General features: G+C 73.4%; 24 protein-coding genes. 13 read left to right on the top strand and 11 right to left on the bottom strand.

Annotated features, from left to right (window positions below):
- Positions 1-58 precede the first annotated feature (58 nt).
- Positions 59-1,210 (top strand): acyltransferase, encoded by a 1,152-nt coding sequence (locus tag QBL21_RS29795; protein WP_407565326.1) that lies wholly within the window; start codon positions 59-61, stop codon positions 1,208-1,210.
- Positions 1,211-1,263: 53 nt separating this feature from the next.
- Here QBL21_RS29795 and QBL21_RS29800 read toward each other — a convergent pair whose 3' ends face one another.
- From QBL21_RS29800 to QBL21_RS29820, 5 genes are all read right to left on the bottom strand, one after another.
- Complete coding sequence (locus QBL21_RS29800) at positions 1,264-2,613, bottom strand: polysialyltransferase family glycosyltransferase (RefSeq protein WP_407565327.1); 1,350 nt, start codon at positions 2,611-2,613, stop codon at positions 1,264-1,266.
- A gap of 3 nt (positions 2,614-2,616) precedes the next feature.
- On the bottom strand, positions 2,617-3,681 hold the full coding sequence (locus QBL21_RS29805) for a glycosyltransferase (protein WP_407565328.1): 1,065 nt from the start codon (positions 3,679-3,681) through the stop codon (positions 2,617-2,619).
- A gap of 340 nt (positions 3,682-4,021) precedes the next feature.
- Positions 4,022-4,867, bottom strand: a complete 846-nt coding sequence (locus tag QBL21_RS29810) for an HNH endonuclease family protein (protein ID WP_407565329.1) — start codon at positions 4,865-4,867, stop codon at positions 4,022-4,024.
- 67 nt (positions 4,868-4,934) lie between these two features.
- Positions 4,935-6,446: a family 43 glycosylhydrolase gene (locus QBL21_RS29815; RefSeq protein ID WP_407565330.1), complete on the bottom strand. Its 1,512-nt coding sequence runs from the start codon at positions 6,444-6,446 to the stop codon at positions 4,935-4,937.
- 74 nt (positions 6,447-6,520) lie between these two features.
- Positions 6,521-7,693 carry an MFS transporter gene (locus tag QBL21_RS29820; RefSeq protein WP_407565331.1) on the bottom strand — a complete coding sequence of 391 codons (1,173 nt, stop codon included), beginning with the start codon at positions 7,691-7,693 and terminating at the stop codon, positions 6,521-6,523.
- A gap of 91 nt (positions 7,694-7,784) precedes the next feature.
- Here QBL21_RS29820 and QBL21_RS29825 point away from each other — a divergent pair, with 91 nt between their 5' ends.
- The gene (locus QBL21_RS29825; RefSeq protein WP_407565332.1) at positions 7,785-8,111 is read left to right on the top strand and encodes an ArsR/SmtB family transcription factor; all 327 of its coding nucleotides are present in this window, start codon (positions 7,785-7,787) and stop codon (positions 8,109-8,111) included.
- 7 nt (positions 8,112-8,118) lie between these two features.
- Here QBL21_RS29825 and QBL21_RS29830 read toward each other — a convergent pair whose 3' ends face one another.
- The 4 genes from QBL21_RS29830 to QBL21_RS29845 all read right to left on the bottom strand — a co-directional run bounded on the left by QBL21_RS29830 (position 8,119) and on the right by QBL21_RS29845 (position 10,699).
- On the bottom strand, positions 8,119-9,105 hold the full coding sequence (locus tag QBL21_RS29830; RefSeq protein WP_407565333.1) for an ArsR/SmtB family transcription factor: 987 nt from the start codon (positions 9,103-9,105) through the stop codon (positions 8,119-8,121).
- Positions 9,106-9,204: 99 nt separating this feature from the next.
- The gene (locus QBL21_RS29835; RefSeq protein WP_407565334.1) at positions 9,205-9,450 is read right to left on the bottom strand and encodes a DUF397 domain-containing protein; all 246 of its coding nucleotides are present in this window, start codon (positions 9,448-9,450) and stop codon (positions 9,205-9,207) included.
- Positions 9,447-10,292, bottom strand: a complete 846-nt coding sequence (locus QBL21_RS29840; RefSeq protein ID WP_407565335.1) for a helix-turn-helix domain-containing protein — start codon at positions 10,290-10,292, stop codon at positions 9,447-9,449. Before QBL21_RS29840 ends, QBL21_RS29835 begins: the two co-directional genes overlap by 4 nt.
- 119 nt (positions 10,293-10,411) lie before the next feature.
- Positions 10,412-10,699 (bottom strand): hypothetical protein, encoded by a 288-nt coding sequence (locus tag QBL21_RS29845; RefSeq protein WP_407565336.1) that lies wholly within the window; start codon positions 10,697-10,699, stop codon positions 10,412-10,414.
- Between the two features lie 813 nt (positions 10,700-11,512).
- On the opposite strand from QBL21_RS29845, the gene QBL21_RS29850 reads away from it, so the two are divergent.
- The 3 genes from QBL21_RS29850 (at position 11,513) to QBL21_RS29860 (ending at position 13,916) form a co-directional block, all read left to right on the top strand.
- On the top strand, positions 11,513-11,959 hold the full coding sequence (locus QBL21_RS29850) for an ATP-binding protein (protein WP_407565337.1): 447 nt from the start codon (positions 11,513-11,515) through the stop codon (positions 11,957-11,959).
- 135 nt (positions 11,960-12,094) lie between these two features.
- The gene (locus QBL21_RS29855; protein WP_407565338.1) at positions 12,095-13,279 is read left to right on the top strand and encodes a cytochrome P450; all 1,185 of its coding nucleotides are present in this window, start codon (positions 12,095-12,097) and stop codon (positions 13,277-13,279) included.
- Positions 13,280-13,406: 127 nt separating this feature from the next.
- Entirely contained in the window at positions 13,407-13,916 is a 510-nt protein-coding gene (locus QBL21_RS29860; protein WP_407565339.1) for a GNAT family N-acetyltransferase, read from the top strand.
- 22 nt (positions 13,917-13,938) lie between these two features.
- On the opposite strand, the gene QBL21_RS29865 is transcribed toward QBL21_RS29860, so the two are convergent.
- Positions 13,939-14,523, bottom strand: a complete 585-nt coding sequence (locus tag QBL21_RS29865; protein ID WP_407565340.1) for a helix-turn-helix domain-containing protein — start codon at positions 14,521-14,523, stop codon at positions 13,939-13,941.
- Between the two features lie 87 nt (positions 14,524-14,610).
- Between QBL21_RS29865 and QBL21_RS29870 the strand changes: the two genes are divergently transcribed.
- Together QBL21_RS29870 and QBL21_RS29875 are read left to right on the top strand one after the other, a co-directional pair.
- Positions 14,611-15,306 (top strand): SAM-dependent methyltransferase, encoded by a 696-nt coding sequence (locus tag QBL21_RS29870; RefSeq protein ID WP_407565341.1) that lies wholly within the window; start codon positions 14,611-14,613, stop codon positions 15,304-15,306.
- 33 nt (positions 15,307-15,339) lie between these two features.
- Entirely contained in the window at positions 15,340-15,828 is a 489-nt protein-coding gene (locus QBL21_RS29875; protein WP_407565342.1) for a DinB family protein, read from the top strand.
- A 69-nt stretch (positions 15,829-15,897) separates the two neighbouring features.
- On the opposite strand, the gene QBL21_RS29880 is transcribed toward QBL21_RS29875, so the two are convergent.
- Positions 15,898-17,142, bottom strand: coding sequence for a PP2C family protein-serine/threonine phosphatase (locus QBL21_RS29880; protein ID WP_407565343.1), 1,245 nt, complete (start codon positions 17,140-17,142; stop codon positions 15,898-15,900).
- A 75-nt stretch (positions 17,143-17,217) separates the two neighbouring features.
- Here QBL21_RS29880 and QBL21_RS29885 point away from each other — a divergent pair, with 75 nt between their 5' ends.
- The 6 genes from QBL21_RS29885 to QBL21_RS29910 all read left to right on the top strand — a co-directional run bounded on the left by QBL21_RS29885 (position 17,218) and on the right by QBL21_RS29910 (position 21,900).
- Positions 17,218-17,727, top strand: coding sequence for a MarR family winged helix-turn-helix transcriptional regulator (locus QBL21_RS29885; RefSeq protein WP_407565344.1), 510 nt, complete (start codon positions 17,218-17,220; stop codon positions 17,725-17,727).
- Between the two features lie 161 nt (positions 17,728-17,888).
- Positions 17,889-18,746 carry an STAS domain-containing protein gene (locus QBL21_RS29890; RefSeq protein WP_407565345.1) on the top strand — a complete coding sequence of 286 codons (858 nt, stop codon included), beginning with the start codon at positions 17,889-17,891 and terminating at the stop codon, positions 18,744-18,746.
- Positions 18,743-19,153, top strand: coding sequence for an STAS domain-containing protein (locus QBL21_RS29895; protein ID WP_407565346.1), 411 nt, complete (start codon positions 18,743-18,745; stop codon positions 19,151-19,153). Before QBL21_RS29890 ends, QBL21_RS29895 begins: the two co-directional genes overlap by 4 nt.
- Positions 19,137-19,607 carry an ATP-binding protein gene (locus QBL21_RS29900; protein WP_407565347.1) on the top strand — a complete coding sequence of 157 codons (471 nt, stop codon included), beginning with the start codon at positions 19,137-19,139 and terminating at the stop codon, positions 19,605-19,607. The genes QBL21_RS29895 and QBL21_RS29900 overlap by 17 nt, the downstream gene beginning before the upstream one ends.
- Entirely contained in the window at positions 19,604-20,617 is a 1,014-nt protein-coding gene (locus tag QBL21_RS29905) for a SpoIIE family protein phosphatase (protein WP_407565348.1), read from the top strand. Before QBL21_RS29900 ends, QBL21_RS29905 begins: the two co-directional genes overlap by 4 nt.
- Positions 20,614-21,900 (top strand): PP2C family protein-serine/threonine phosphatase, encoded by a 1,287-nt coding sequence (locus QBL21_RS29910; RefSeq protein ID WP_407565349.1) that lies wholly within the window; start codon positions 20,614-20,616, stop codon positions 21,898-21,900. Before QBL21_RS29905 ends, QBL21_RS29910 begins: the two co-directional genes overlap by 4 nt.
- The last annotated feature ends 10 nt before the right edge of the window (positions 21,901-21,910 follow it).

Genomic DNA, 21,910 nt, shown 5'->3' on the forward strand with positions numbered 1-21,910 from the left:
ACTTCTCTGTTCGGCCGTCATTCACGTTCCGTACACCGCGGCACAAGAAGGTTCGGCAGTGACCGTATCCGACGTGACGAGGCGGCCCGCAGCCGCCTCCACTTCTCCGCCGCAGCACACCGACTCCCCGCCGAAGCACGGCGACGCGGCCCCGGCCCCGGAGCGGGCACCCGGGCCGGCGCCCGCCCGGCGACCCGGCCACCGCTACGACGTGGACGTCATCCGGCTGCTGTGCGCCTGCGGCGTCATCCTGGGGCACACCGGCTCGGAGTTCATCAACGCGGTCGGCCGCCAGGAGGCGAACGGCGCCGCCGCGTACTGGGCGGGCATGACCGCCGACGCGATCAGCCGGTTCGCCGTCCCCATGTACTTCGCGATCGCCGGCTGGGCCGTCCTCGTCGGCGCCCCGCCGCGCGACGGGTGGCGGCTGGCGCAGCGCATGGTGCGCATCGTCGTCCCCATGGCCGTGTGGACGGTCGTCTACCTGCTGTGGGGCAGGCTGCGGGAGACGAACGAGGACCCCCTGCGGAACCTGGCCGTGGACGCTGCGTTCGGGACCGTACGCCCCGCCTACCACCTCTGGTACCTGTACGCCTACGTCCCCATCGTCCTGCTCCTCGGCTTCGTCGTCCTGCTGCGCGCCGGACGGCGCCCGTGGTGGCTCGGCGCGGTGCTCCTCGGCTTCGCCCTCGGCCCCGGCCTGATGGCCGACGCGGGGCGCGCGACCGGCTGGGGGACGCCGTCGTTCGGCTGGGGCTTCGGCGTCTATTCACTCGTGTACGCGGCCGGGGGTGCCCTGCTGTTCTCGCTGCGCCCGCACCGCGGGCGGGGCGTACGGGCGCTGTGGCTGGGTGCGGCGACGGCGGCGATGCTCGGCGTGCTCGTCTACCAGACGCAGGTCAGCTACGTGATCCCCAACGCCCATGTGCTGGTCGCGGTGTTCACCGGCGCGGTGCTGCTGACGCTGACCCGGGTGCGGGTGCCGGAGCGGTGGCGCCCGCACCTGAAGCGGATCGCGGGGGCGGCGTTCGGGGCGTACCTGGTGCACCTGATGGTGATCCGGACCCTGGCTGATCCGCTGGTGTCGGCGGATCTGGGCGGCGCGGAGGCGGCCGGGCTCACGGCGGTGATCTGGGCGGCGAGCGTGGTGCTGTCCTTCGGCGCGGCGCTGCTGTGGCAACGGCTGGGCCTGCGGCGGCTGCTGGGGTAGGGAAGGGGGGCGCCGGGTGTCCGTACGAGCGCTCTCGGCCCGTACGGACCGCCCTACGGCTTCGTGAGCGCCCTGCGCATCTTGCCCAGCGCCCTGCGGGCGTTGGGCACCCGGCCGAGGTTGCCGCCGGGCAGCCGCAGCGCGGTGAGCCGCTTGCGCTTGAAGTACGGGCGCGTGGCGGCGTCCAGGTACACCGCCAGCCACTCCTGCGCGCGGGGTCGCAGCCTGGCGTGGTTGTCGGCCTGCATGCAGTACCCCACCGCGGTGAGCAGCCCGGCGAGTTGGGCGGTGTCGCGCGCCGGGCGGTCGGGGCCGCCCAGCTCCGGTACGACGGAGTCCACGATGGTGACGGGGATCCGGTTGCTGTTCTGGTACGGGGTCAGCCGCTCCAGCAGCGTCCGGGTGCCGACCCGGGCGACGGGGATGCCGTAGAGGGTGGCGGCGGTGAGCATCGCCGTGGAGAAGCAGCCGACGACGAGCCGCGGGCGCAGCGTGCCGTACAGCGCCTCGGCGAGCATCGGCTCCTCCTGCACCGTCAGCGTGACGCCGGCGTCCGCGGCGGCCTTCTGGAGGACGGTGGAGTAGCGGGCGGGGGCGGTGGGGTGGGGCTTGAAGAGGACCGCGCGGTGGCCGGCCGCGGCGGCGCCGCGGAGCATCCGCTCGTGCAGCGCCTCTTCCTCGGCGGGGCTGAGGATGTTGAGCGCGGCGAGGTACTGGCCGAGGAGGACGGCGGTGGGCGCGCCCTCGCCGTCGTCGCCGCCCTTGCTGCCCCTGGTGCCCGCGGGCGCGGGTGCGGGCGTGGCCGCGGTCACCTCGTCCAGCACCGCGCGGAACGCCTCGTTCGGCACCACCGCGGCCGGCACCCCGTACTCGGTGAGCAGCAGCGGCTCCAGGCCCGGCACCAGGTCGAGGTGGAGGAGCCGCTGCACCCGGCAGGCCACGTGCTGCGGCAGCCGTTCGCGGGTCGGGCCGTAGCTCATCAGCCCGTCCGCGTACACGTGCACGTCGGCGTCGGCGAAGATCGCGACGAGGGCCTTGGCGGGCGGCGCGGTCACCGACTCGACCACCAGGTCCAGCGGCCCGTCGCCGAGGTCCCAGGCGCGCCGCAGCAGCCGCTGGAGCAGCGGGGCGTCGCCGCCCTTGGGGTGCCAGGCGGCGGGGTGGTGCGGGCGGATCTCGTCGTTGTAGTCCAGCACCTCGTCGAAGCGGGCGGAGACCGGCGTCCAGCCGTGCATCTCGGAGAGCTGGGTCGCGGTCTCGGGTACGGCCGCGTTGTTGGCGACGAGCAGGATGCGGCGGGCCCCGGCCCGCGGTCCGAACTGCCCGGCGTCCAGCGCGGCGGCGAGCGTCGCCGCCCCGTACAGCGTGGAGACTTCGAAGATCTGGGTGCGGTGCTCGTGCACGGCTCAGGCGACCCTTTCCGGCTGTCCCGTGTTGTCCTTCGTCCCCGGGCCGTCCCCCGGGCCGCTCCCCTGCCCGTTCCCCGGCCGGTTTCCGGGCCTGCCGGGCTTCCCCCGCCCCGACGCGCGCAGTTGCCGCAGCATGCGACCGCGCTGCTCGTCCATGCCGCGCAGGGTCTCCTCCAGCACGTCCTGCGGCATGCGGCGCAGGGCCTCGGCGGAGGCGCGCTCCAGGCGGCGGGCGAGGCCGGGCTCCAGGCGCTCGGAGTTGCCGCGGTGGAAGGCGATGAGGGCGCAGTAGGTGCGTACGGCCTTGGGCAGGAAGCGGTCGGCGTCGGGGTCGGCGCGGACGGCGTCGAGCATCGCGTCGTGCGCGGGGATGAAGTCGAGCTGGCGGTCGTCGCTGATCTGCGTGAGCGAGGTCTTCACGCCGCGGCGGTAGAAGACGCCGAGCAGGCCGGTGACCGCGAACGTCTCGGCGGTCAGGTGCAGCGTCCACGTCCACAGCCGGTCCTCGGCGGTGCGCAGTTCGGCGGCGAAGCGCCCGGCGCCGTCCTGGAACAGACGGCGGTGGTATATGCCGGCCCAGACGAAGGGGTAGTCGACCATCGTTTCGAGGTTGGCCCGGCCGATGCCGTCGCGGGCCGCGAGTATCGTGTCGCGGCGGCGGGCGGGGGCGCGGCGCACGACGCGCTCGCGGCCGTTGGCCTGCACGTGGTCGGTGCGGACGAAGTCGGTGCCGTACCGGTCCATGGCCGCGACGAGGTCGTCCAGGTAGCCGGGCGCGTACCAGTCGTCGCCGTCGAGGAACGTCAGGTAGTCGCCGCGGGCGGCGTCGATGCCGCTGTTGCGGGCGCGGGCGATGCCCTGGTTGGTCTCGTGCCTGATCACGCGCGCACCGGGCAGTGACTGCGCGGCGCGGTCGACGATCTGCGGCGTGGCGTCCGTCGAGCAGTCGTCGACGAGGATGAACTCCCGGTCGGAACGGGCGTTGCGGGCCAGGCTGCGCAGGGTGTCCTGGGCGAATTCCTGCACGTTGTGAAAGGGCACGATGACCGACAGTTTGGGCACTTCGCAAGGCTAAGCGTGCGCCTGTGGAGCCGGTTGCCGCCCAGGAGGCCAGCGGGTGAATTCTCGGTGCCCGTCGCGCAAACGCGTGCGGTTCCTCCGGCTTCGTACGGGGGCGCCGCGCGGGCCGGCACCGCGGGAGGCGGTAGGGGAAGCCTGCCACCGCGCCGCGGTGAGCGGTTCGCCCCGGCGACGGGGCGCGCGGGTGGTGCGACAGACGGCTCGCGGCGCACGGCCTCGCGACACACGGCCTCCCGGCGCACCGCCGCGCGGCGTCGGACCCCACGACCGGCCAGCGCACGGCGTGCCGGACGCCGCCGCCGTCGCTGAGGGCGCCCGCGGGTCACTTCCGGCACTGGCGCGCCAGGGTCTCCTTGTCGGCCGTCGTCACCGGGAGTTCGTAGCGGAGCGCGACCTGCGTGAACCGTACGCCGTACGCGCAGCGGATCCGCTTGTCCGGCGGCAGCCACGACGCCGGTCCGGAGTCGCCCTTCGAGGAGTTGGTGTCCCCGTCGACGGCCAGCAGGTTGAGCGGGTCGTTCGAGAACTTCCGGCGCTTGTCCTCCGCCCACGTCCCGGCGCCCATCTGCCACGCGTACGACAGCGGCACCACGTGGTCTATCTGCACGTCCATCGAGGTCGAGGGGCCACGTTCGAAGTCGATGTCCCGCCCGGCGTACGGGTCCGACAGCTCCATCGTCTCGACCACGCAGTCGTCGCCGCTCTCGAACCGTACGTCCCGGCCGTCCCGGCGCAGGAGGTCGTTGCGGGTGTCGCAGCCGTTGCCGGCCAGGGGCACCCCGTCTGCGGTGTCCAGCCATTCGTCGCCGAACTCCTCGCGTTCGTAACCGCTGCCGGAGCCGCGGCCCTTGGTGGCGAGCCGGTCGATGAGGGCCCGTGCGGCCTCGCGGTCGGCGGCGGCGGTGAGGGGGGCGAGGCCGGGGTCGGTGCCGTCGGGGTTGTCGAGGGGGGAGGTGCCGTGGGCGGGGGCATCGTCGGCCGGCTTGTCGTCGGCCGGCTTGTCGTCGGGGGACTTCTTCGCCGGGGACTTCTCGGCCGGGGACTTCTCGGCCGACGAGCTGTCCCCGGGAAGGTCCTCCTTCTCGATGTCGCACCCGGCGGTCAGTGTCACGGCCACGGTCGAGGCGGCGGCGAGAAACAGCGGCAGCGTGCGGCGTATTCGGGTCACAGCTTTCGCCCATCCCCTCGGAACCGGGGCCCGGCCGGGCCCCGGTTCCGCATGCTAGCCACCGCGCCTACGGATAAACCTCCGCCCGGTCGACGGACACGAACGCCGCGCCCGAGTCGGGGTTCTTCTCGCCCGTCACCCGGACCCGTACCGTGTGCTCGCCGCGCGGCAGCTCCGGGCTGACCCACTGGAGCTGTTCGCCGACGCGCGGGCTGCCGTAGTAGTCGACGCGCTGCTCCGCACCGCCGTCCACGGAGATCGCCGCGATGCCGTTGCCGGTGTCCTTGACCGACAGCAGCGCCAGCCGCGTCCCGGTGAAGCGGAACGTGGCCGTGGCGCCGGCCTCCGCGCTCCAGTGGTCGTTGCCCCAGAAGCACTGCACGGCGCAGCCGCTGCCGGAGTTCCAGTTGCCGGTGTACGTCACCTGCGGGTCGGTGTCGTTGAGTGCCGTGGTGCCCGGGCCCGGGTCACCGGCGGGCAGGTCGATGGTCGCGCCCGCGGCCACGGGCGTACCGAGGTCGGGGCGGCCGTCCGCGGTCCAGCCGATCTTCTGCACCCGGGTGGTGCGCCAACTGTAGGTGTACGTCGTCGTGTTCTTGGCGTGGTACGCGATCCAGTCCTCGCTGCCGTCCGGCGACTTGAAGAAGAAGTGGTGCCCGGGGCCGTAGACGCCCGCGCCGTCGTTGCGCGAGAACATCGGGCCGGGCTCCTGCCGCCAGGCGGCGGGGTCGAGCGGGTTGGCGCCGGGGGCGAGGGACTTGGCCCAGACCGCGTAGTCGGGCTTGCCGGTGTCGCAGGCGGAGTACGTGAGGTAGAGCCGTCCGGCGGCGTTGTGCAGCGGGGTGGGGCCCTCGCGTACCTCGGGGCAGTTGCCTTCGGCGGGGATGTGGACGCGACCGCCGGAGAGGGTCCAGGGGTTGGACATGGGGGCGACGAAGAGCTGGTTGCCGACGCCGTCGTCGCGCTGGCCGCTCCAGGCGAAGTACAGCTTGCCGTCGTGCCGGAAGGGCTCGCCGTCGATGGCCCAGCGGTCGTTGCCGGAGTCGGCGACCTTGGCCTTGAAGTGGTACGGGCCTAGCGGGTCGTTGCCCTCGGACTCCAGCACGTACATGCGGTGGGCGGCGTCGTTGCCGTCGCTGGCGGTGTAGTAGAGGTACCAGCGCCCGCCGTCCTGGAGGAGGCCGGGGGCCCAGATCTGCTGGTTGCGGGAGGGGTCGCTGTCGCGCCACACCTCGTGCGGGGAGGCGGTGAGGAGAGTGGCGACGGACGGCGACTTCCACATGCGGATGGCGTCGCCCTGGGTGGTGGCGACGTAGTAGTTGCCCTGGTGGGTGACGAGGGTGGGGTCGGCGCCGGTGTTGACGGGGTTACGGAACTGGCCCGCGGCTGCGGCGGGTCGGGCGGTCTCGTCGGCTGTCCGGTCGGCGGCTGGGACGCGGGCGGCGCCCGGGGCGGCGCCGGCCGCCGGGCCCTCGTCGGCGGCTGCCGGGCCGAGCCCGGCCACCACGGCGACGGCGAGCAGCGTCGCGGCCAGGGCGGGCCAGCGCCGGTGGCGGAGTCTGCGTACGGCGTGGGTCACGGTGCGTACCTTCCGTGCGGTGCCTGTGGGGGTGTGGTGCGCAGGAGGGTGTCACGTGGTTTGTAGCGGAGATTTCAACGTTGTACAACCCGTCGCGGCGTACGCGCCCGGGACGCCCGGGACGTACCGAGGTGCCACAGCAGCGCCACGCCGGTGACCCCCGCGGCCACCGGCCCCAGCCCCGCCGCGCTCAGCCCGAACCACTTCTGCGCCAGCCCGCCGAGCCCGCCGCCGAGCGCCATCCCGGCGTACAGGGCGGAGGAGTTGAGCCCGAGCAGAACGGGCGCGGCGGCCGGGCCGAGGGCGACGAGCCGGTGCTGCTGCGGCACGACGACGAAGCCCACGGCCACGCCCCAGACCACCGCCCACACCAGCGCGGGTATGAGGGCGCGGGTCGCCAGCGGCGTCAGCGCCGGCGTGAGGACCGCGAGCGCGAGCGGGCCGGTGAGCACGCGGGCGGGGTCGTGCCGGTCGACCAGCCGCCCGGCCGCGACGTTCCCGGCCAGCACACCGACGCCCCAGGCCAGCAGGACCAGGGTCAGCACCGACTCGTCGCCGTCCGTCGCGTCGTGCAGGGCGGGCGCGACGTACGTGTAGAGCGTGTACGTGCCCAGGAAGGCCAGCGTCGTCACGGCCAGCAGCCCCGGCACCCGGCCACCCCGCACGAGCGGACGCAGCCGGTCGCCGAGCGAGGCGGCGGGCAGCCGCACGGCGGGCAGCCCGACGGCGACGCCGACCGCCGCCACCAGCCCGGTCCCGGCGACGGCCCAGAGCGTGACGTGCCAGTCGGCGCGGCCGATCAGCGTACCGAGCGGCAGCCCGAGCGCGGTCGCCAGCGTCAGCCCGCCGAGCACGAACGCCAGTGCCCGCCCGCGGCGTTCGGGCGGCACGATCGCGGCGGCGGTGCTGGACGCGGCGGAGTTGATGACCCCGGCGCCCACGGCGGTGACGACGCGGGCGGCCATGGCGGTCCCGTAGCCGGTGGCCAGGGCGGTGGCGGCGTTGCCGACGACAAAGACGCCGAGTGCGATGAGCAGGGTCGTACGCCGGTCGAGCCCGCCGGTGAGCGCCCCGACGACGGGTGCGGACACGGCCATCGTGAGAGCGAAGACGGTCACGAGCTGCCCGGCCGCGGGGGTGGAGACCCCGAGGTCGGCGGCGATGGCGGGGAGGAGTCCGGCGATGACGTAGCTGTCGGTGCCGACGGCGAACGTCGCGAGGGCGAGGGGGAAGAGCTGTCTGGTCACGGAACGGCACTGTAGGCAACGCATGGATAGTTGTCCATGTATCAATGTGTGGGTAGGCTGGGGGCAGGCATCGGAAGGAGTACGGAAGACGATGCGCGAGGTGTCCCAACCCGCGGCCGAGTCCATCCGCATGGTGGACGTGCTGCGCGCGCTCGCCGACCCGGTGCGGCTGGAGGTCGTGCTCCGGCTCGCCGCGACCGGCGAGGAGAGCTGCAACGCCATCGGCGGCGACCTCGACGTCCACCAGACGACGATGTCGCACCACTACCGCGTGCTGCGCGAGGCGGGCGTGACGTGGACGACGGTCCAGGGCCGGACACGACTGGTGCGGCTGCGGCGGGACGACCTGGACGAGCGGTTCCCGGGTTTGCTGGACTCGGTGCTGAACGGAGCGGGATCGGTGGGCCGTTCCGGCTGAGTCGCGGTCACCCGCCGTTGAGCAGGGCCTCCCCCAGGTCCGTACGCCGGTGCATCACGCAGTGCCCGCGCCGCTCGGACCGCACGAGCCCGGCCTCGCGCAGAACGGCCGCATGCCGGCTGGCGCTGGCGGGCGCGACGTACAGGGCATCCGCGATCCGCCCGGTCGACATCGGCCGGTCGAGCAGTTCCAGCACCCGGGCGCGGGTGAGCCCGATGAGGCGGACGAGAGTGTCGCCACCGTGACCGGGCACGGAATCCGGCAGCCAGCCGGGCGCGGGGGTCAGCGGGTGCACGAGCACGGGCGGCAGGCCGGGATCCGCGAGAGCAACGGGCCTGCGGGTGCAGAAGAACGAGGGGACGAGCGTCAGCGGTCGCCCATCGAGAGAAAACCCCCTGCTCACCGGGTACGCGCACTCCAGCCGGTCCCCGCGCCAGGTCACCTCCGGAGCGAAACTGGCAAGCAGCCCCTCCGCGCCCTCCCGCAGCGCGGCCTCCGCCCGTACGGGCCGATCAGCCGCGGCAGCGGACCGGATCGCCTCCCGGTACGGCGCCACGGCCACCGCGTAGTACCGCCGCACCGCATCTCCGAGCCGCCGCAACGCCCCGGCATCCCCCTCGGCCAACCGCCGCGCCCCACGAGGCGGGTCGCCACCGGCGCAGAGCAACCCGATCTCCTTGCGCAGCCGGACCTTCGGCGTCCGCAGCACGTGCTCCAGCTCGGCGTCCAACGTCCGCCCGCCGCTGGCGCTGGGCGTCAGAAAGTCCGGAAAGTACGCGGCCTCCGGACACAACCGCTGCAACGCCCCCACGGTCTCCCCGAGCCCGGCAGCGGCCACCTCGGCCCGCACCCGGCGCCGCCACGGATCGAGCGCGAGCGCCGCGTGCCCGGTCTGCAACGCCTGCAAGCTGAGGACGACTTCCCACATGGGACTGACGTCACCCGCCAGCCGCAGCCGGTTGAGATCGGCAGGCGTGAACTCGATGTGAAGCATGATTCCCCCGTGGATGAGACGTGCGATGCGCGGCCTCAGTTGGAGGGCAACTTCCCGCTCACACCGCCCCGCACGCCACGGGGGTCACGCGGACGGGGGTCAGAGCCCCCGGGCGAAGGCGACGAAGTCGGCCCAGGCGTCGGGGGTGAAGGCGAGCTGGGGTCCGGTCTTGTCCTTGGAGTCACGGACGTGGATGACGGACGGGCATGCGGCGACCTCGACGCAGTCGCCGGAGCTCGTGCTGCTGTGGCTGGACTTGCGCCAGGCGACGGCGACTTCAATGCAGTCGCCGGAAGGACTGCTGCTAAAGCTGGACTTGAACCAGGCCAGGTCGGAGGGGTTCATACATCTCCTCGAATCCGCTGCAACAGACTCACGGTGTCCTCGGGGGTGAGAGCCTGCGCGCTCATCCTGGCATACCGCCGCTGGAGAACGCTGACCACTTTCAGGTCAGAGATCAACTGGCCGCTCTCCTGACCTTCGGTGTAGGCGAACCACTGATTCTCAGGTGTCTCCAACAACTGCATGGGGCCGTGCAACCCGGCGTGCGTCTCCCTCACCAACGGCATGACCTGGATCTCAACGTTCCGCAGCTCGGCCACCTCCAGAACGTGGTCGATCTGCTCGCGCGTTACCTCCTCCCCACCAATCCGCCGCAGGAACAGGTGCTCTTCCAGGATGAAGCTGAACGCGGTGTCGGTCCGCTCCCGCAACAGCCGCTGCCGTTCCGCCCGCGCTTCCCACTGGGCCTCGATCCGATCGTCTCCCATCGGCGGCAACTGATTCATGAACGACGACCGCGCGTACGCCTCCGTCTGCAACAGCCCCGGGATCAGCCGACACTCGTACGTATAGAGACTGATCGCCTCCGCCTCCAGCCGCGCCAACTCCCGGAACCACCGCGCCAGCCCCGGCTTTCGCACCACGTGCTTCGCCGACCGCCGCAGCGCACCGGTGTCCCCGAGCACGGGCTCCGCCCGCTCGACGAAGTCCGGTGGCGGCAGTCGGCGGCCGATCTCGATCGCCGCCACCATGTGCTTCGAATAGCGCACGTGCTCCCCGAGCTGCTCCCGGCTCAACCCCGCATGCTCTCGCAGCGCTTGGACCATCGCACCGAAGGTCCTCATGCTTTCCGACGGCTCCGGCTCACTCCCGGAACCACCCGTCCCGCTCACATCCCCGGCCATCAGCGGCCACCTCCCACTCACCTGGCCCGCCTGGAACGCCTGACACAGAGATGATTACGCACAGTGACTAATACTGTCCATAGCGTCACTGCGTACAGTTGGACACCGTACGCGCACGCTCAGTCAGCGCTCGCCCCGCGCCAGTTGGCCCACGCCTCCGCTGCCGCCGTCATCGCCCGTAGCCAGTCCGCCTCGGGTTTGCGGGCGGCGACGGCGCGGTTCATCCGTACCGTGGCGGCGGCGAAGGCGTCGAGGGCCTTCGGGTCGGCCTCGGCCCATGCCGTACAGCGGGAGACCCGGGATTCGGCCGACTCGGCGCTGTGCCCGGATGAGACGAGTTGCACGACCAGGATGGCCGGGTCGATGAACGCCGCCCCGCGGGTGGGCCATACCAGTCGACCACCCAAGCTCGCTCGGCGCCGAGGTGCAGGTTGGCGGGGTTGATGTCGGTGTGCAGCAAGGCGTCCCCCCGGAACAGCTCCGCCGCGGCCGGGTCGGTGGCGAACCGGTCCCAGCGGGTCTCCGCCCAGCCGCGGGCGACCTCCGGCAGGCCCAACTCCCCAAGGGCGTCAACGGCGTCCACGACCGCGGGCAGGTCCGGTGAATCCGGTGCGAAGTCCGCCGGCCGCCCGTCCACGGCCTCGAAACCGAGGACGATCCACTCCTCGTCCTCCGCCCGCCACCGAACGGCGGGGGAAACGTATAGGACGTACGGGTTGATCAGGCCCTCCCGGACGATCGAGTCCCGCCGCCCGCCAGGCCGGTTGTGCATCGCCTTGACGAAGAACGGCCCGTTCTCGCACTCGACCAGCGCCGTGAAGTCGGAGCTGAACCCCCGGGCCGGTCGGACCCGGGCCGTCAGGGCCCCCGTGTACGGCTTGACCAGCGCTCGGAACTCATCGATGGGAAGACTGTCTGTCACGGATGTCAGTTCCTCGGTCGCAGCCACCACCCCGAGCGGCGGCCCGGATGGTGGCGTTGGCCCCGGCCATGGCCGGGCCGCCGAGAATAGCGGCCAGCGGTGCTGCTGGACGTTGCCCACACCCAGCCAGGTGGAGAACACGCACGGGGAGACCACACCGTCGGGGCCGACACTGGCCCGGCCACTGCCCGATGGTTACGGTCGGTGATCCGTACGTCCGCCCCTGCGCCCGCGTACCGTCGCCGACGTATGCGCGTCTTGGCTGGCCAACCGCCCGTGACCGGGCCAGATTCGGGACATGACCGCACCCTCCACGCCGCCCCCGCCCGTCACCGTACGTGTGTTCAGCCAGCGCTTCAGCTCCACCCCGCTCGGCGCCCGGCTGGCCCGGCACCTCACGATCGTGCAGCTCCACTCCTGGGGCGTCCCGCAGACCGCCGCCGTCTGCGACGCCGCCGCCGTCGTCGCCGAGCTGGCGGCGAACGCGGTGACCCACGGCCGCGTACCCGGGCGGGACTTCGAGCTGCGGCTGTCGCTCCTCGGGCGGTCCGTGCGGATCGAGGTCTCCGACGCCCGGGGGCGGCGGCGCCCGCCCGGGCCGGAGCAGGTGAGCGCGCTGCCCGTACCGGAGGGGGAATCCGGGCGGGGGCTGCTGCTCGTCGACACGCTGGCCGACCGGTGGGCGGTGCTGGACCGGGTGCCGGTCGGCAAGACCGTACGGGCCGAACTGGACCTGCCCCGCTAGGGACCCGGCGGCGGCTCGGCCGCGGTCCGGCTGCGGTCCGGCTGCGGCGCTTTCCGGACAGAGCGTGCAACTCCCCCTCCGTACCGCCGTACAGAGGGGGACAATGCCACCAGAGCCGGGAGGGGGTGACGCCTCATGGTTGCGGAGCCGGGATTCCGCCGGGATCCGATCGGCTACGTCGAGCGGGCCGCCCGGGCCCGCGAGGCGCCGTTCCGATTACCCGGCGGGGCGCTGTGCGTCGCCGATCCCGGGAGCGCGGTGATGGTGCTCCGGGACAACGGCCGGCGCTACGAGGAAGTCACCGAGTTTCTGCGGCCCCGCGGCGGGCGGCTCGCCGAGCCCGCGACGCAGGTGGCCGTGGGGCGGGCGGCGCGGCGGGTGCTGCGGGACCGGCTGACCGGCGACGGGGACATGTTCGCCAGCGGCGTCGCCGGGTTGGGCGACGACGCGGTGTGGCCGCACGCGGGTCGCGTGCTGGTGCACCAGGCCCTCGCCGACGTGCTGCTGCACCCGGAGAGCAGCCCGGGTGTGCGTCGCCTCATGGCGCGGTGCGTCCGCCGCCACGACGTGCTGATCCGCTCCCCCCACCCCCTGGCCCGGCCGCCGCAACACCTGCTGCGCGCGAAGCTGCACCGTGCGGTGGCCGAAGAGGTGCGGGTACGCCGGCGGGCGGGCCGCGGCCCCGGCGGCGGCGCGGGGCCCGCGGACCTGCTGGACGCGGTCCGTACGGCGACGCCCGCGGACACCGATCCGCTGGAGATCGCCGGGGCCTACGTGCAGTTGTTCCGCACCAGCGTGGCGCCCGTCGCGCACGTCGTCGCGTGGGCGCTGCTGCTCGCGGACCGAGCCGGAGTCGACCTCGGCGCCGTGCGCCCGGACCGGGCCGTGCGCGAGGCCCTGCGGCTGTGGCCCGTCGCCTGGCTGTTCACCCGGACCGTACGGCTGCCCCACGAGGTGGGCGGCGCCGCCGTGACGCCCGGGGAGACCGTCGCGGTCTGCGTGTACCTGCTGCACCGCGACGAAGACGTCTGGCCGGAGGCGAGCCGCTTCCGGCCCGACCGGTGGGCCCACGAGACGCCGCGGGGGGCGTACCTGCCGTTCGGTGCCGGGCCGCGGGCGTGCACGGGCGCCTCGGTCGCCCTCGACGTGGCCACCGCCCTGCTGACCGCGCTCTGCCGGGGGGCGCGTCTCGACGTGCACGGCGGCGACGCCCGCCCCCGGGTGCAGGGGATCATCACTCCGCCTGACTTCCGGCTTCACCGCCGGGCGACCACCGCGTCCTCCGCCCAGGCGGTCGTATCGAGCGACGACAGGAGGTGAGGAGCATGCGCAAGTTCATCCAGCGTCTCCAGAACGCGACGGCCAAGCAGGCTTGGCGCATCTGGTAACCGGAAGGACCCGGCCGCGCCCCGCGAGGGGCGCGGCCGGCACCGTCAGGGGTAGCTTCATGGACGACGTACGGGTACGTCTCGCGACGGCCGCCGACCGGCCCGCCATGGAACGACTGTGGCTGATGTGCTGCCACGACATGACGGAGTTCGGCGGCCAACTGCCCGAGCCCGACGGGTCCTTCCAGCGCCGCACGCTGCGGACCGCGTTCACCGACCCGGGCTGGTTCCCCTATCTCCTGACGCTGCGGGGGCGCCCGGCGGGGCTTGCGCTCGTGGAGTTCCTGCCCGGTCCGGCGACGCACGTGCTGAACGCGTTCTTCGTGGTGCGCGGGGTACGGAGATCGGGGGTCGGGCTGCGCGCGGTACGGCAGGTCGTGGCCGCACACCCGGGGCGGTGGGAGGTCGCGTTCCAGGACGGCAACCCGGCCGCGGGCCGGTTCTGGCGGCGGGCCGCGGCGGAGGTCGCCGGTGCCGCCGGTGCCGCCTGGGGTGAGGAACGCAGGCCCGTCGCCGGGCGGCCGGAGGCACCGCTCGACGTCTGCATCTCCTTCGACACCGGCACGTGAGGCCGGACGGCCCCGGGTGCGGCTAGCGCTCGGTGCGTACGTGGGTGCGTACGCCCTGGAGGTCGAAGAGGATCAGCAGCTCCACCGTCCCGCCGTCGGCGCTGCCCAGCCAGTGCGGCACGGAGGCGTCGAACTCGGCGGGCTCGCCGGGCGGCAGGCGCAGGTCGCGCTCGCCGAGGACCAGGCGCAGGCGGCCGCTCAGGACGTAGAGCCACTCGTGGCCCTCGTGGGTCTGGAGGGTCGGCTCGGGCGGCGCGGTCTGCCGCCGGGCCGGGATGATCATCTTGAACGCCTGCGTCCCGCCCGGGCGGCGGGACAGCGGCACGAAGACCATCCCGAACCGCCGGACCGGCTTCAGGTGGATCCGGGGATCGCCGGTCCGCGGGGCGCCGACGAGGTCGTCCAGGGGGACGTCGTACGCGCGGGCCAGCGGCAGCAGCAACTCCAGGGTGGCCCGGCGCTGGCCGTTCTCCAGCCGGGACAGGGTGGACTCCGAGACGCCGGTCGTCGCCGCGAGGTCGGCGAGGGTGATGCCGCGGGCGCGCCGCAGCGTGCGCAGCCGCGCGCCCACCGCGTCGAGCACGTCCGCCGTCGTCTCGTCCTCCATACGGCGAGCTTGCCACAACGGCAAGAAACCTCGCGGTCGCGCGCGCCCCCGCCGAAACTGGCCGCATTCCCGGCGCAAGGAGTCACGATGCCGAAGAACACGACCGACGCGAGCGGTGCGAGTGATGCGGGTGATGCGACCGACGCGAGCGACGCAGCCGTCTTCTGGGACGGCGTCTACGCGGCCCGCGGCCCGGCCGCCGCCGCGCCGCGGCCGAACGTACGCCTGGTCGAGACGGTGGCGGACCTGCCGCCCGGCGACGCGCTGGACCTCGGCTGCGGCAGCGGCGGCGACGCGCTGTGGCTGGCCCGGCGGGGCTGGCGGGTCACGGCGGTCGACATCTCGGCGGTGGCGGCCGACCGGGTCGGCGATCTGGCGCGGTCGCTCGGCCTCGGCGAGCGGGTGAGCGCCGCGCGGCACGACCTGGGCGAGACCTTCCCGGAGGGCCGGTACGACCTGATCGCCGCGCACTACCTGCACACCCCGTACGGCCTGGACCGGTCGGCGGTCCTGCGCACGGCCGCGGGCAGGCTGCGGCCGGGCGGGCGGCTGCTGGTCGTCGACCACGGATCGACGGCGCCCTGGTCGTGGAACCAGGACCCGGACGTCCGCCACCCGCCGCCGCGGGAGGTCGCGGCGGGTATCGGCCTGGACCCGGCGACCTGGGCGGTCGAACGGGCCGACGCGCCCCGCCGCACGGCGACCGGACCGGGCGGTCGCACCGCCGAGGTCACGGACCACGTCCTGCTGATCCGCCGCCTTCCCACCGCCCGCCGAGACTGACGGCTGAGACTGACCGCCGAGAGGAGAGCCACCATGGCCACCGCCGCACCCCGCCGCAGGGACACCCCGCCGCCCCGTACCGGAGGCACGGAGGCGGAGACGCTGCGCGGCTTCCTCGACTACCTGCGCGCGTCGATCGCCGCGAAGGTCGAGACCGCGCCGGAACCGCAGGTCAGAACGGCGGGAGTGCCCTCGGGTACGAACCTGCTGGGCCTGCTGCACCACGTCACGTACGTGGAACGCGCGACGTTCCTCGGCGCGAAGGTCACCGATTGGCCGTCGACGTTCACGGCCCCGGCGGGGGCGAGCGTGGCGGAGGTCGTCGCGGGCTACCGCGAGGCGGTGGAGGGCGCGAACCGGGTCCTCGACGGCTGCGCGGACCTGGGCGCGCAGGTGCCGGGGCGCGGCGGCAAGGGGCCGAGCGTGCGGTGGGCGCTGACGCACATGATCGAGGAGACGGGCCGCCACGCGGGCCACGCGGACATCCTCCGCGAACAGATCGACGGCGCCACGGGCCGCTGACCGCCGGCCGCGGGCGCTCGCGGATCCGGGGTCCGTCCGCGGCCCGGCGGGCACGGCGGCGGGTTCGGTTCAGTCGGTGCCGTCCGCGGAGGGTCTTCGCAGGGTGTGCACGTTCGCGTTGCCCCAGGGGGTGCCGGAGGAGGTCGGTTCGTCGCGCCCGTACCAGTCGAGGCACACCACCATCGCGTCGTCGTCGGCCTGGACGTCTCCGCGGTGGCCGACCAGCTCTTCCAGGACCGCCCCGGGCACCTGGGCCGGCGGGAGCAGGCGGGTGGCGGTGAGGGCGCGGGCGAGGGCGCGCTCGCGGTAGCGCTCGCCGGTCGGGGAGGCCACGTCGTAGACGCCGTCGCTGACGAAGAGCAGCCGGTCGCCGCTCTTCACCTGGAAGTCCTGGCCGCGGTACACCGTGTCCTCGAACATGCCCAGGGGAAGCTGCGCCTCCGGCTCGACGGCCTCCACGGTTCCGTCGCGCAGCAGCCAGATCTGCGGGGAGCCGGCATCGACGATCTCGACGGCTCCGGTGTCGAGCTGGAAGCGCAGCAGCAGGGTGGACAGGTGGGCCGCGCCCTGGTGCTGCCCGTAGAGGGCCTGGTCGGCGAGGCACGCCTGGTCGACCAGGCCGAGGCCGGCGCGGCGTGCGTTGCGCAGCGCGTTGACGCCGAGGTTGGTGAGGAGCGCGGCGTCGATCCCCTCGCCCATGCCGTTGGTGACGGCGAGGGTGAGGTGGTTCGCCGACGTCGACCAGTCGAAGTTGTCGCCGTGGATGGCGTACGCGGGCTCCAGTTGCGCGCCGACGGCGTACTCCGGGCGTACGCAGGAGCGCCCGGGGAGCAACTGCCACTGCATCTCGGCGGCGAGCGTGAGCCGCTCGGCCCTTCGGGCCTGGAGGAACAGGTCGGTGTCCCGCTCCGCGATGACGATCTCGTGGGCGAGTACCTTGGCTATCTCTTCGAGGTCGCCCAGTGCCTCGGGCGTGGGTTCGTCGGCGGGCAGGGTGACGGACAGCACACCGAGCCGGTCGCCCCGTACGGTCACGGGCAGATGTGCGGTGGTGGCCGCGGGGTGGTCGCCGGTACGGACGTAGGGCTGCTGGGCGCCGAAGGCCCGGCCCGGGTCGGTGGCGCGGACGGAGACGGGAGCCGCGGTGTGCGGAGAGCGGCCGACCGGCTGGAGCTTGGTCATCCCGTAGTCGGCCACCAGCAGCTCGACGCCGGTCACGGCGTACTGCGCGGTGAGCGCGGCGCTCAGGGCGTCGAGGAGTTCATGAGGCGCCGCGTAGCGCAGCGCACGTTCCACCACGGCCAGTCTGTCCACGTAAGGTCCGCTTTCTCGGAAGTGTGATAGGGAAATTGAGCAGGCAGCAGTACGGATGATCGGGGGGAGGGCGGTATGGGTACGACGCCGGACGGCCGGCAGGCGACGCCGTTCAATGATGCCGCATGGGCGGCGCGCGAGGTCATCGAGCTGCTGGAGGTCCTGTGGGAGCGGGGCAGGGACGCCGTCTCCACGGCACCGGTGTCCTCCTCCCAGCTCCGGGCGCTGTACGTGCTGGAGCGCGAGGGAGGCATCAGCCTCGGCCGGCTCGGCCGGCTCCTCGGCGCCGCCCCGTCCTCCGTCAGCCGGCTGTGCGACCGGCTCCAGGCGCTGGGGTTCGTCGAGCGCACTCCCCGCCCGGCGAACCGCCGGCAGGTCGAGACCCGGCTCACCGGCAAGGGCGAGGCATACCTGCTCGACCTGCGGGTACGGCGGGAGGAAGCGCTGCTGGCGGTGATCGCCTCCATGCCGCCGACCCAGCGCAACGCGCTCACGCACGGGTTGAACGGCTTTCGTACGGCGGTGGACGACCTGCTGCTGCCGGCGCGGGCGCGCCCCGGCGAGGAGGACTCACAGTCCGCGTGACGGGATGCCCTCCGGATCGGGCCGGTGCTCCCGCCCGCCCGGCGAGGAACGAGCCTTCCTGCTCTTGACATCAGTAGCTAACATTTGCCGCACGGCAACAATTGTGCCAGAAATGTTCAGGGACTGTGAAAGGGCTGTGGGTGGGTATCACGGAGAGCGCCGTGCGCACGCGGCTGACGGAGCTGCTGCGCAGGTCCGGCACCGAGATCGCCGATCGCTGGATCCGGCTTCAGCGCGACGGGGACGCACAGAGTACGGACGTCGACGAGACCGAGCTGCGCCGCGAGGCCGACCGGCTCCTCGACGCCCTCACCGACGGCCTCGACAGCGACCTGCCGACGGAGCACGTCGTCGGCTCCTTCGGTCCACTGCGCGACACGGTGGTGGAGATGTCGCAGCGCCGCGCCCGGCTCGGCGCGACGCCCGCGGAGACCGCGGCGGCCCTGCTGAACCTCAAGGAAGCGCTGCTGGACGCCGCTCAGGAGGACACGAGCGAACCGGCGGCGCTCTTTCCCACCGCCCTGTTCGTCAACCGGCTGCTCGACGCGGCCGGGACGCTGTCCTTCGAGACCTATCTCGGGGGACGCGAGGAGATCATCAGCCGGCAGAGCCGGCAGCTCTCCGAACTGTCCACGCCCGTCGTCCAGTTGTGGCAGCACATCCTGGCGGTGCCGCTCATCGGCACCCTCGACACAGCCCGTACCCAGGTGGTGATGGAGTCCCTGCTCCAGGCCATCCAGGAACACCAGGCCCGGGTCGCCATCATCGACATCACCGGCGTGCCGACCGTGGACACCGCGGTCGCACAGCACCTGATGAGCACCGTCGGCGCGGTGCGGCTCATGGGGGCAGACTGCGTCATCAGCGGCATCCGCCCGCCCATCGCGCAGACCATCACCCAGTTGGGGATCGACCTGTCCGGCATCCTGACCCGGGCCACACTCGCCGACGCCCTGGCCACCGCCGTCACGCTCGCCGGCGCGCCCCCGGTGGGCGCCGAGCCGGCGGCTCTCCGATGACCGCGCCGGGAGTGACCAGCGCGCCGGTGATCCGCCTCGGGGACGTCCTCCTCACCGGCCTGCTCAGCGAACTCGACGACGAGGCGGCCGTCGCGCTCATGGAGGAGCTGACCGAGCGCATCGTCGGCGACGGCGCGCGCGGTGTGCTCATCGACATCTCCCGGCTGGAGATCATCGACTCCTTCGTCGCCCGTACGCTCATGGAACTGACCACCACGGCCCGCCTTCTGGGCGCCCGGGTGATCGTGGCGGGCATGCGCCCGCCCGTCGCCATCACGCTGGTCGAACTCGGCGTCCGACTGGCCGGGGTGGAGTGTGCCCTCGACGCCGAGCAGGGCATGGCCGCGCTGGGCTGGCGCCGGTACGCCGCGCCCCGGGAAGGGGCGCGGCATGACGCCGACAGATGACCTGACCACGATCGTCCCCGCCTCGTACACGGACCGGCCCGCGGGCGGGCAGTTCGCACCGGAGGAGCACCCGCTGCGTACGGAGGAAGACCTCCTGGCCATCCGGCACGCCATCCGCTCCGCGGCCATCGGCGTCGGCTTCGACATCGTCGACCAGACCAGGATCGTGACCGCCGGCAGCGAACTGGCACGCAACTCCTACATCCACGGCGGCGGCGGCACCCTGACCATCGACTACCCGCTCCGCTCCGGTGCACGAGGGCTGCGCCTGGTGGTGCGGGACGACGGACCGGGGATCCCGAACGTCGAAGCAGCCCTCTCCGACGGCTTCACCACCGGGGCCGGACTGGGCCACGGCCTGGGCGGTGCCCGCCGGCTCATGCACGACTTCCAGGTGCAGACCTCGCCCGGTCGCGGCACGACCGTCAGCGCCACGCGGTGGAAGCGCCCGTGACGCCGACCCCGGCGGAGCCGACGACCCAGCTCCGGATGGACCACGCCAGCGCCGTGCAACTGGCCGCGGACACGGCCCGCGATCTCGCACACCGCTGCCGCCTCCCGGGGTTCCTGCCCGACCAGGCCGCCGTGCTGGCCTCCGAACTGGCCAGCAACCTCGTCAAACACGCGAAGGACGGAGCGCTGTACCTGCAACCCCAGCCCATGGGCGACGGGCTGGAAATCCTCGCCGCGGACCACGGCCCCGGGATGGCCGAGCTGGCCCGGTGCCTGAGCGACGGCTACTCCACCACCCGGTCGCTCGGCGCGGGCCTGGGGGCGGTCCGGCGGATAGCCGGCGATTTCGTCATCCGCTCGGCCGCCGGGCACGGCACCGTCGCCTATGCCCGACTCGCGCCGCCCGGCGGACCGGCCCCGCGCCCTCCCGCCGTCGGAGCCCTGTCGCTGCCGGCCGACTCCGAGGAGGAGTGCGGCGACGCGTGCGCCTTCGCCGACACCGACGATGCCCGCACGGCGCTGGTCGCGGACGGCCTCGGCCACGGACCGCAGGCGGCCGACGCCGCCGCCAGGGCCGTCAGCACCTTCCGCGAGGCCCACGACGCGCCGTTGCCGGAGCTTCTCACCCGGGTGCACCGCGCCCTGCGGGGCACCCGGGGCGCCGCCGTGGGGCTGCTGCGCGTCCGCCCGGGCCGGGCCGAGTACTGCGGCGTCGGCAACATCCGCTTCCTCGCCGTCTTCCCCCACGAGATCCGCCACCGCTCCACCGGCCAGCCGGGCATCGTCGGCTGGAACATTCCCCGGCCGGTGGTACGCAGCCTCCCGCTGCCCGCGGAGACGGTCCTCGTCCTGCACTCCGACGGCATCGCCGCACGCTGGGCGGACGCGCCGACCCCGTTCCTGCTGCGCCTGCCCCCGCCCCTGCTCGCCGCGGCACTGATCCACGGCCACCGGTACGGCAACGACGACGCCGCCGTCCTGGCCGGCAGAGTCCCCCGGGAACGCCGGTGAAGGACAGTCTCTTCCGGGCCCTGCCGCCGCTGCGCCGGGCCGTCCGGCAGTTCGCCGACGCCCACCACACGCCCGTCGATGTCCGGGCCCGTCTGGTCGTGTCCGTCTCGGCGCTGGCGGAACCCGCGTTCCTCGCCGGAAGGAGCGTCGCGCTCCGCGCCGCCGTCGAACCGGGAGCCGACGCGCGTCCGCACCTGGCCATGACGCTGCGCTACCCGCACGCGCTCGGCGCGCGCACCCTCACCGAACTCCCCCTGCCGGTCACGAGGACGACCGGCAGGGAAGCCACCTGGCACGTGCCGCTGACGACGGCCGACCCGGACCGCCCGCGCCCCGCAGCCGCGGCACCCGCCGAGCGGCACCGGGCCGGTGACGCCGAGAGCCTGCTGCTCGCCGACATCGGCGACACGAAGGACGAACTGCTCGCCGTGCTCGCCCGGGCCGACGAGGTGGACGCCGAGCACCGCCGCCTGAAGCACGAGCTGGCCGAGACCAACAGCGGCGTCCTGGCGCTCTACGTCCAACTGGAGGAGCGGGACGAAAAGCTGCGCGCCGCACACGGGCAGGTGCTCCGCGAACTCGAAGACGCCCTACGCCCCACCCCCATCGAGACCGAAGGGCTGGAACTCGCCGTCCACTACGCCCCCGCCGGCGAGTACGCCCCGACCGGCGGCGACCTCTACGACTGGTTCGTCATGCCGGACGGCTCACTCCACATCACGATCGTGGACGCCCTCGGCCACGGCGTCCGCAGCACCCGCGGCGCCCTGACCATCACCCACGCCGTACGCACACTCGCCCTCGAAGGCCACCCCCTGGCATCGATCGTGGCCCGCACGGACGAAGTCCTCGTGCCGTTCGACCCCGAGCTGATGGCCACGGTGCAACTGATCCGCGTCGACCTCGCCACCGGCGCCCTCCGGGTGGCCAACGGCAGCCACCCCCCGCCGCTGCTCCTGCGCGCCGACCGCACGGCGGAGTTCCTTCAGTGCGGTGGCCGCGGCATCGGCTATCCCTTCCCCGGCAGCGAGCGGATCCTGCGCACCCACCTGGCGCGCGGCGACCTCCTCATCTGCTACACGGACGGGCTGACCGAGAGCCGCCGGGACCCCCGCGAGGGCGAGATCCGCCTCATCTCCGCGGCCCGGCGCCACCTGCACCGCCCCACCAGCACCATCCCCGGCGCCATCGCCAAGGACATGCACACCGTGGTGCTGCACGCGGACGACACCCTGGCCCTCGCCGTACGGCGGCCCGAGCAGGGTCCGCACCGCGCGCCCTGACGACGTCCTG

It is taken from the genome of Streptomyces sp. 184, assembly GCF_045781775.1.
Lineage (GTDB): Bacteria > Actinomycetota > Actinomycetes > Streptomycetales > Streptomycetaceae > Streptomyces.

What these genes read in the sequence shown, in the direction of transcription:
- QBL21_RS29830 (WP_407565333.1), bottom strand. Translation starts at nt 9,105, where the DNA reads ATGCTTCACATCGAGTTCACGCCTGCCGATCTCAACCGGCTGCGGCTG.
- QBL21_RS29895 (WP_407565346.1), top strand. Translation starts at nt 18,743, where the DNA reads ATGACCGCGCCGGGAGTGACCAGCGCGCCGGTGATCCGCCTCGGGGAC.
- QBL21_RS29870 (WP_407565341.1), top strand. Translation starts at nt 14,611, where the DNA reads ATGCCGAAGAACACGACCGACGCGAGCGGTGCGAGTGATGCGGGTGAT.
- QBL21_RS29855 (WP_407565338.1), top strand. Translation starts at nt 12,095, where the DNA reads ATGGTTGCGGAGCCGGGATTCCGCCGGGATCCGATCGGCTACGTCGAG.
- QBL21_RS29875 (WP_407565342.1), top strand. Translation starts at nt 15,340, where the DNA reads ATGGCCACCGCCGCACCCCGCCGCAGGGACACCCCGCCGCCCCGTACC.
- QBL21_RS29835 (WP_407565334.1), bottom strand. Translation starts at nt 9,450, where the DNA reads ATGAACCCCTCCGACCTGGCCTGGTTCAAGTCCAGCTTTAGCAGCAGT.
- QBL21_RS29840 (WP_407565335.1), bottom strand. Translation starts at nt 10,292, where the DNA reads ATGGCCGGGGATGTGAGCGGGACGGGTGGTTCCGGGAGTGAGCCGGAG.
- QBL21_RS29885 (WP_407565344.1), top strand. Translation starts at nt 17,218, where the DNA reads ATGGGTACGACGCCGGACGGCCGGCAGGCGACGCCGTTCAATGATGCC.
- QBL21_RS29860 (WP_407565339.1), top strand. Translation starts at nt 13,407, where the DNA reads ATGGACGACGTACGGGTACGTCTCGCGACGGCCGCCGACCGGCCCGCC.
- QBL21_RS29825 (WP_407565332.1), top strand. Translation starts at nt 7,785, where the DNA reads ATGCGCGAGGTGTCCCAACCCGCGGCCGAGTCCATCCGCATGGTGGAC.
- QBL21_RS29900 (WP_407565347.1), top strand. Translation starts at nt 19,137, where the DNA reads ATGACGCCGACAGATGACCTGACCACGATCGTCCCCGCCTCGTACACG.
- QBL21_RS29850 (WP_407565337.1), top strand. Translation starts at nt 11,513, where the DNA reads ATGACCGCACCCTCCACGCCGCCCCCGCCCGTCACCGTACGTGTGTTC.
- QBL21_RS29865 (WP_407565340.1), bottom strand. Translation starts at nt 14,523, where the DNA reads ATGGAGGACGAGACGACGGCGGACGTGCTCGACGCGGTGGGCGCGCGG.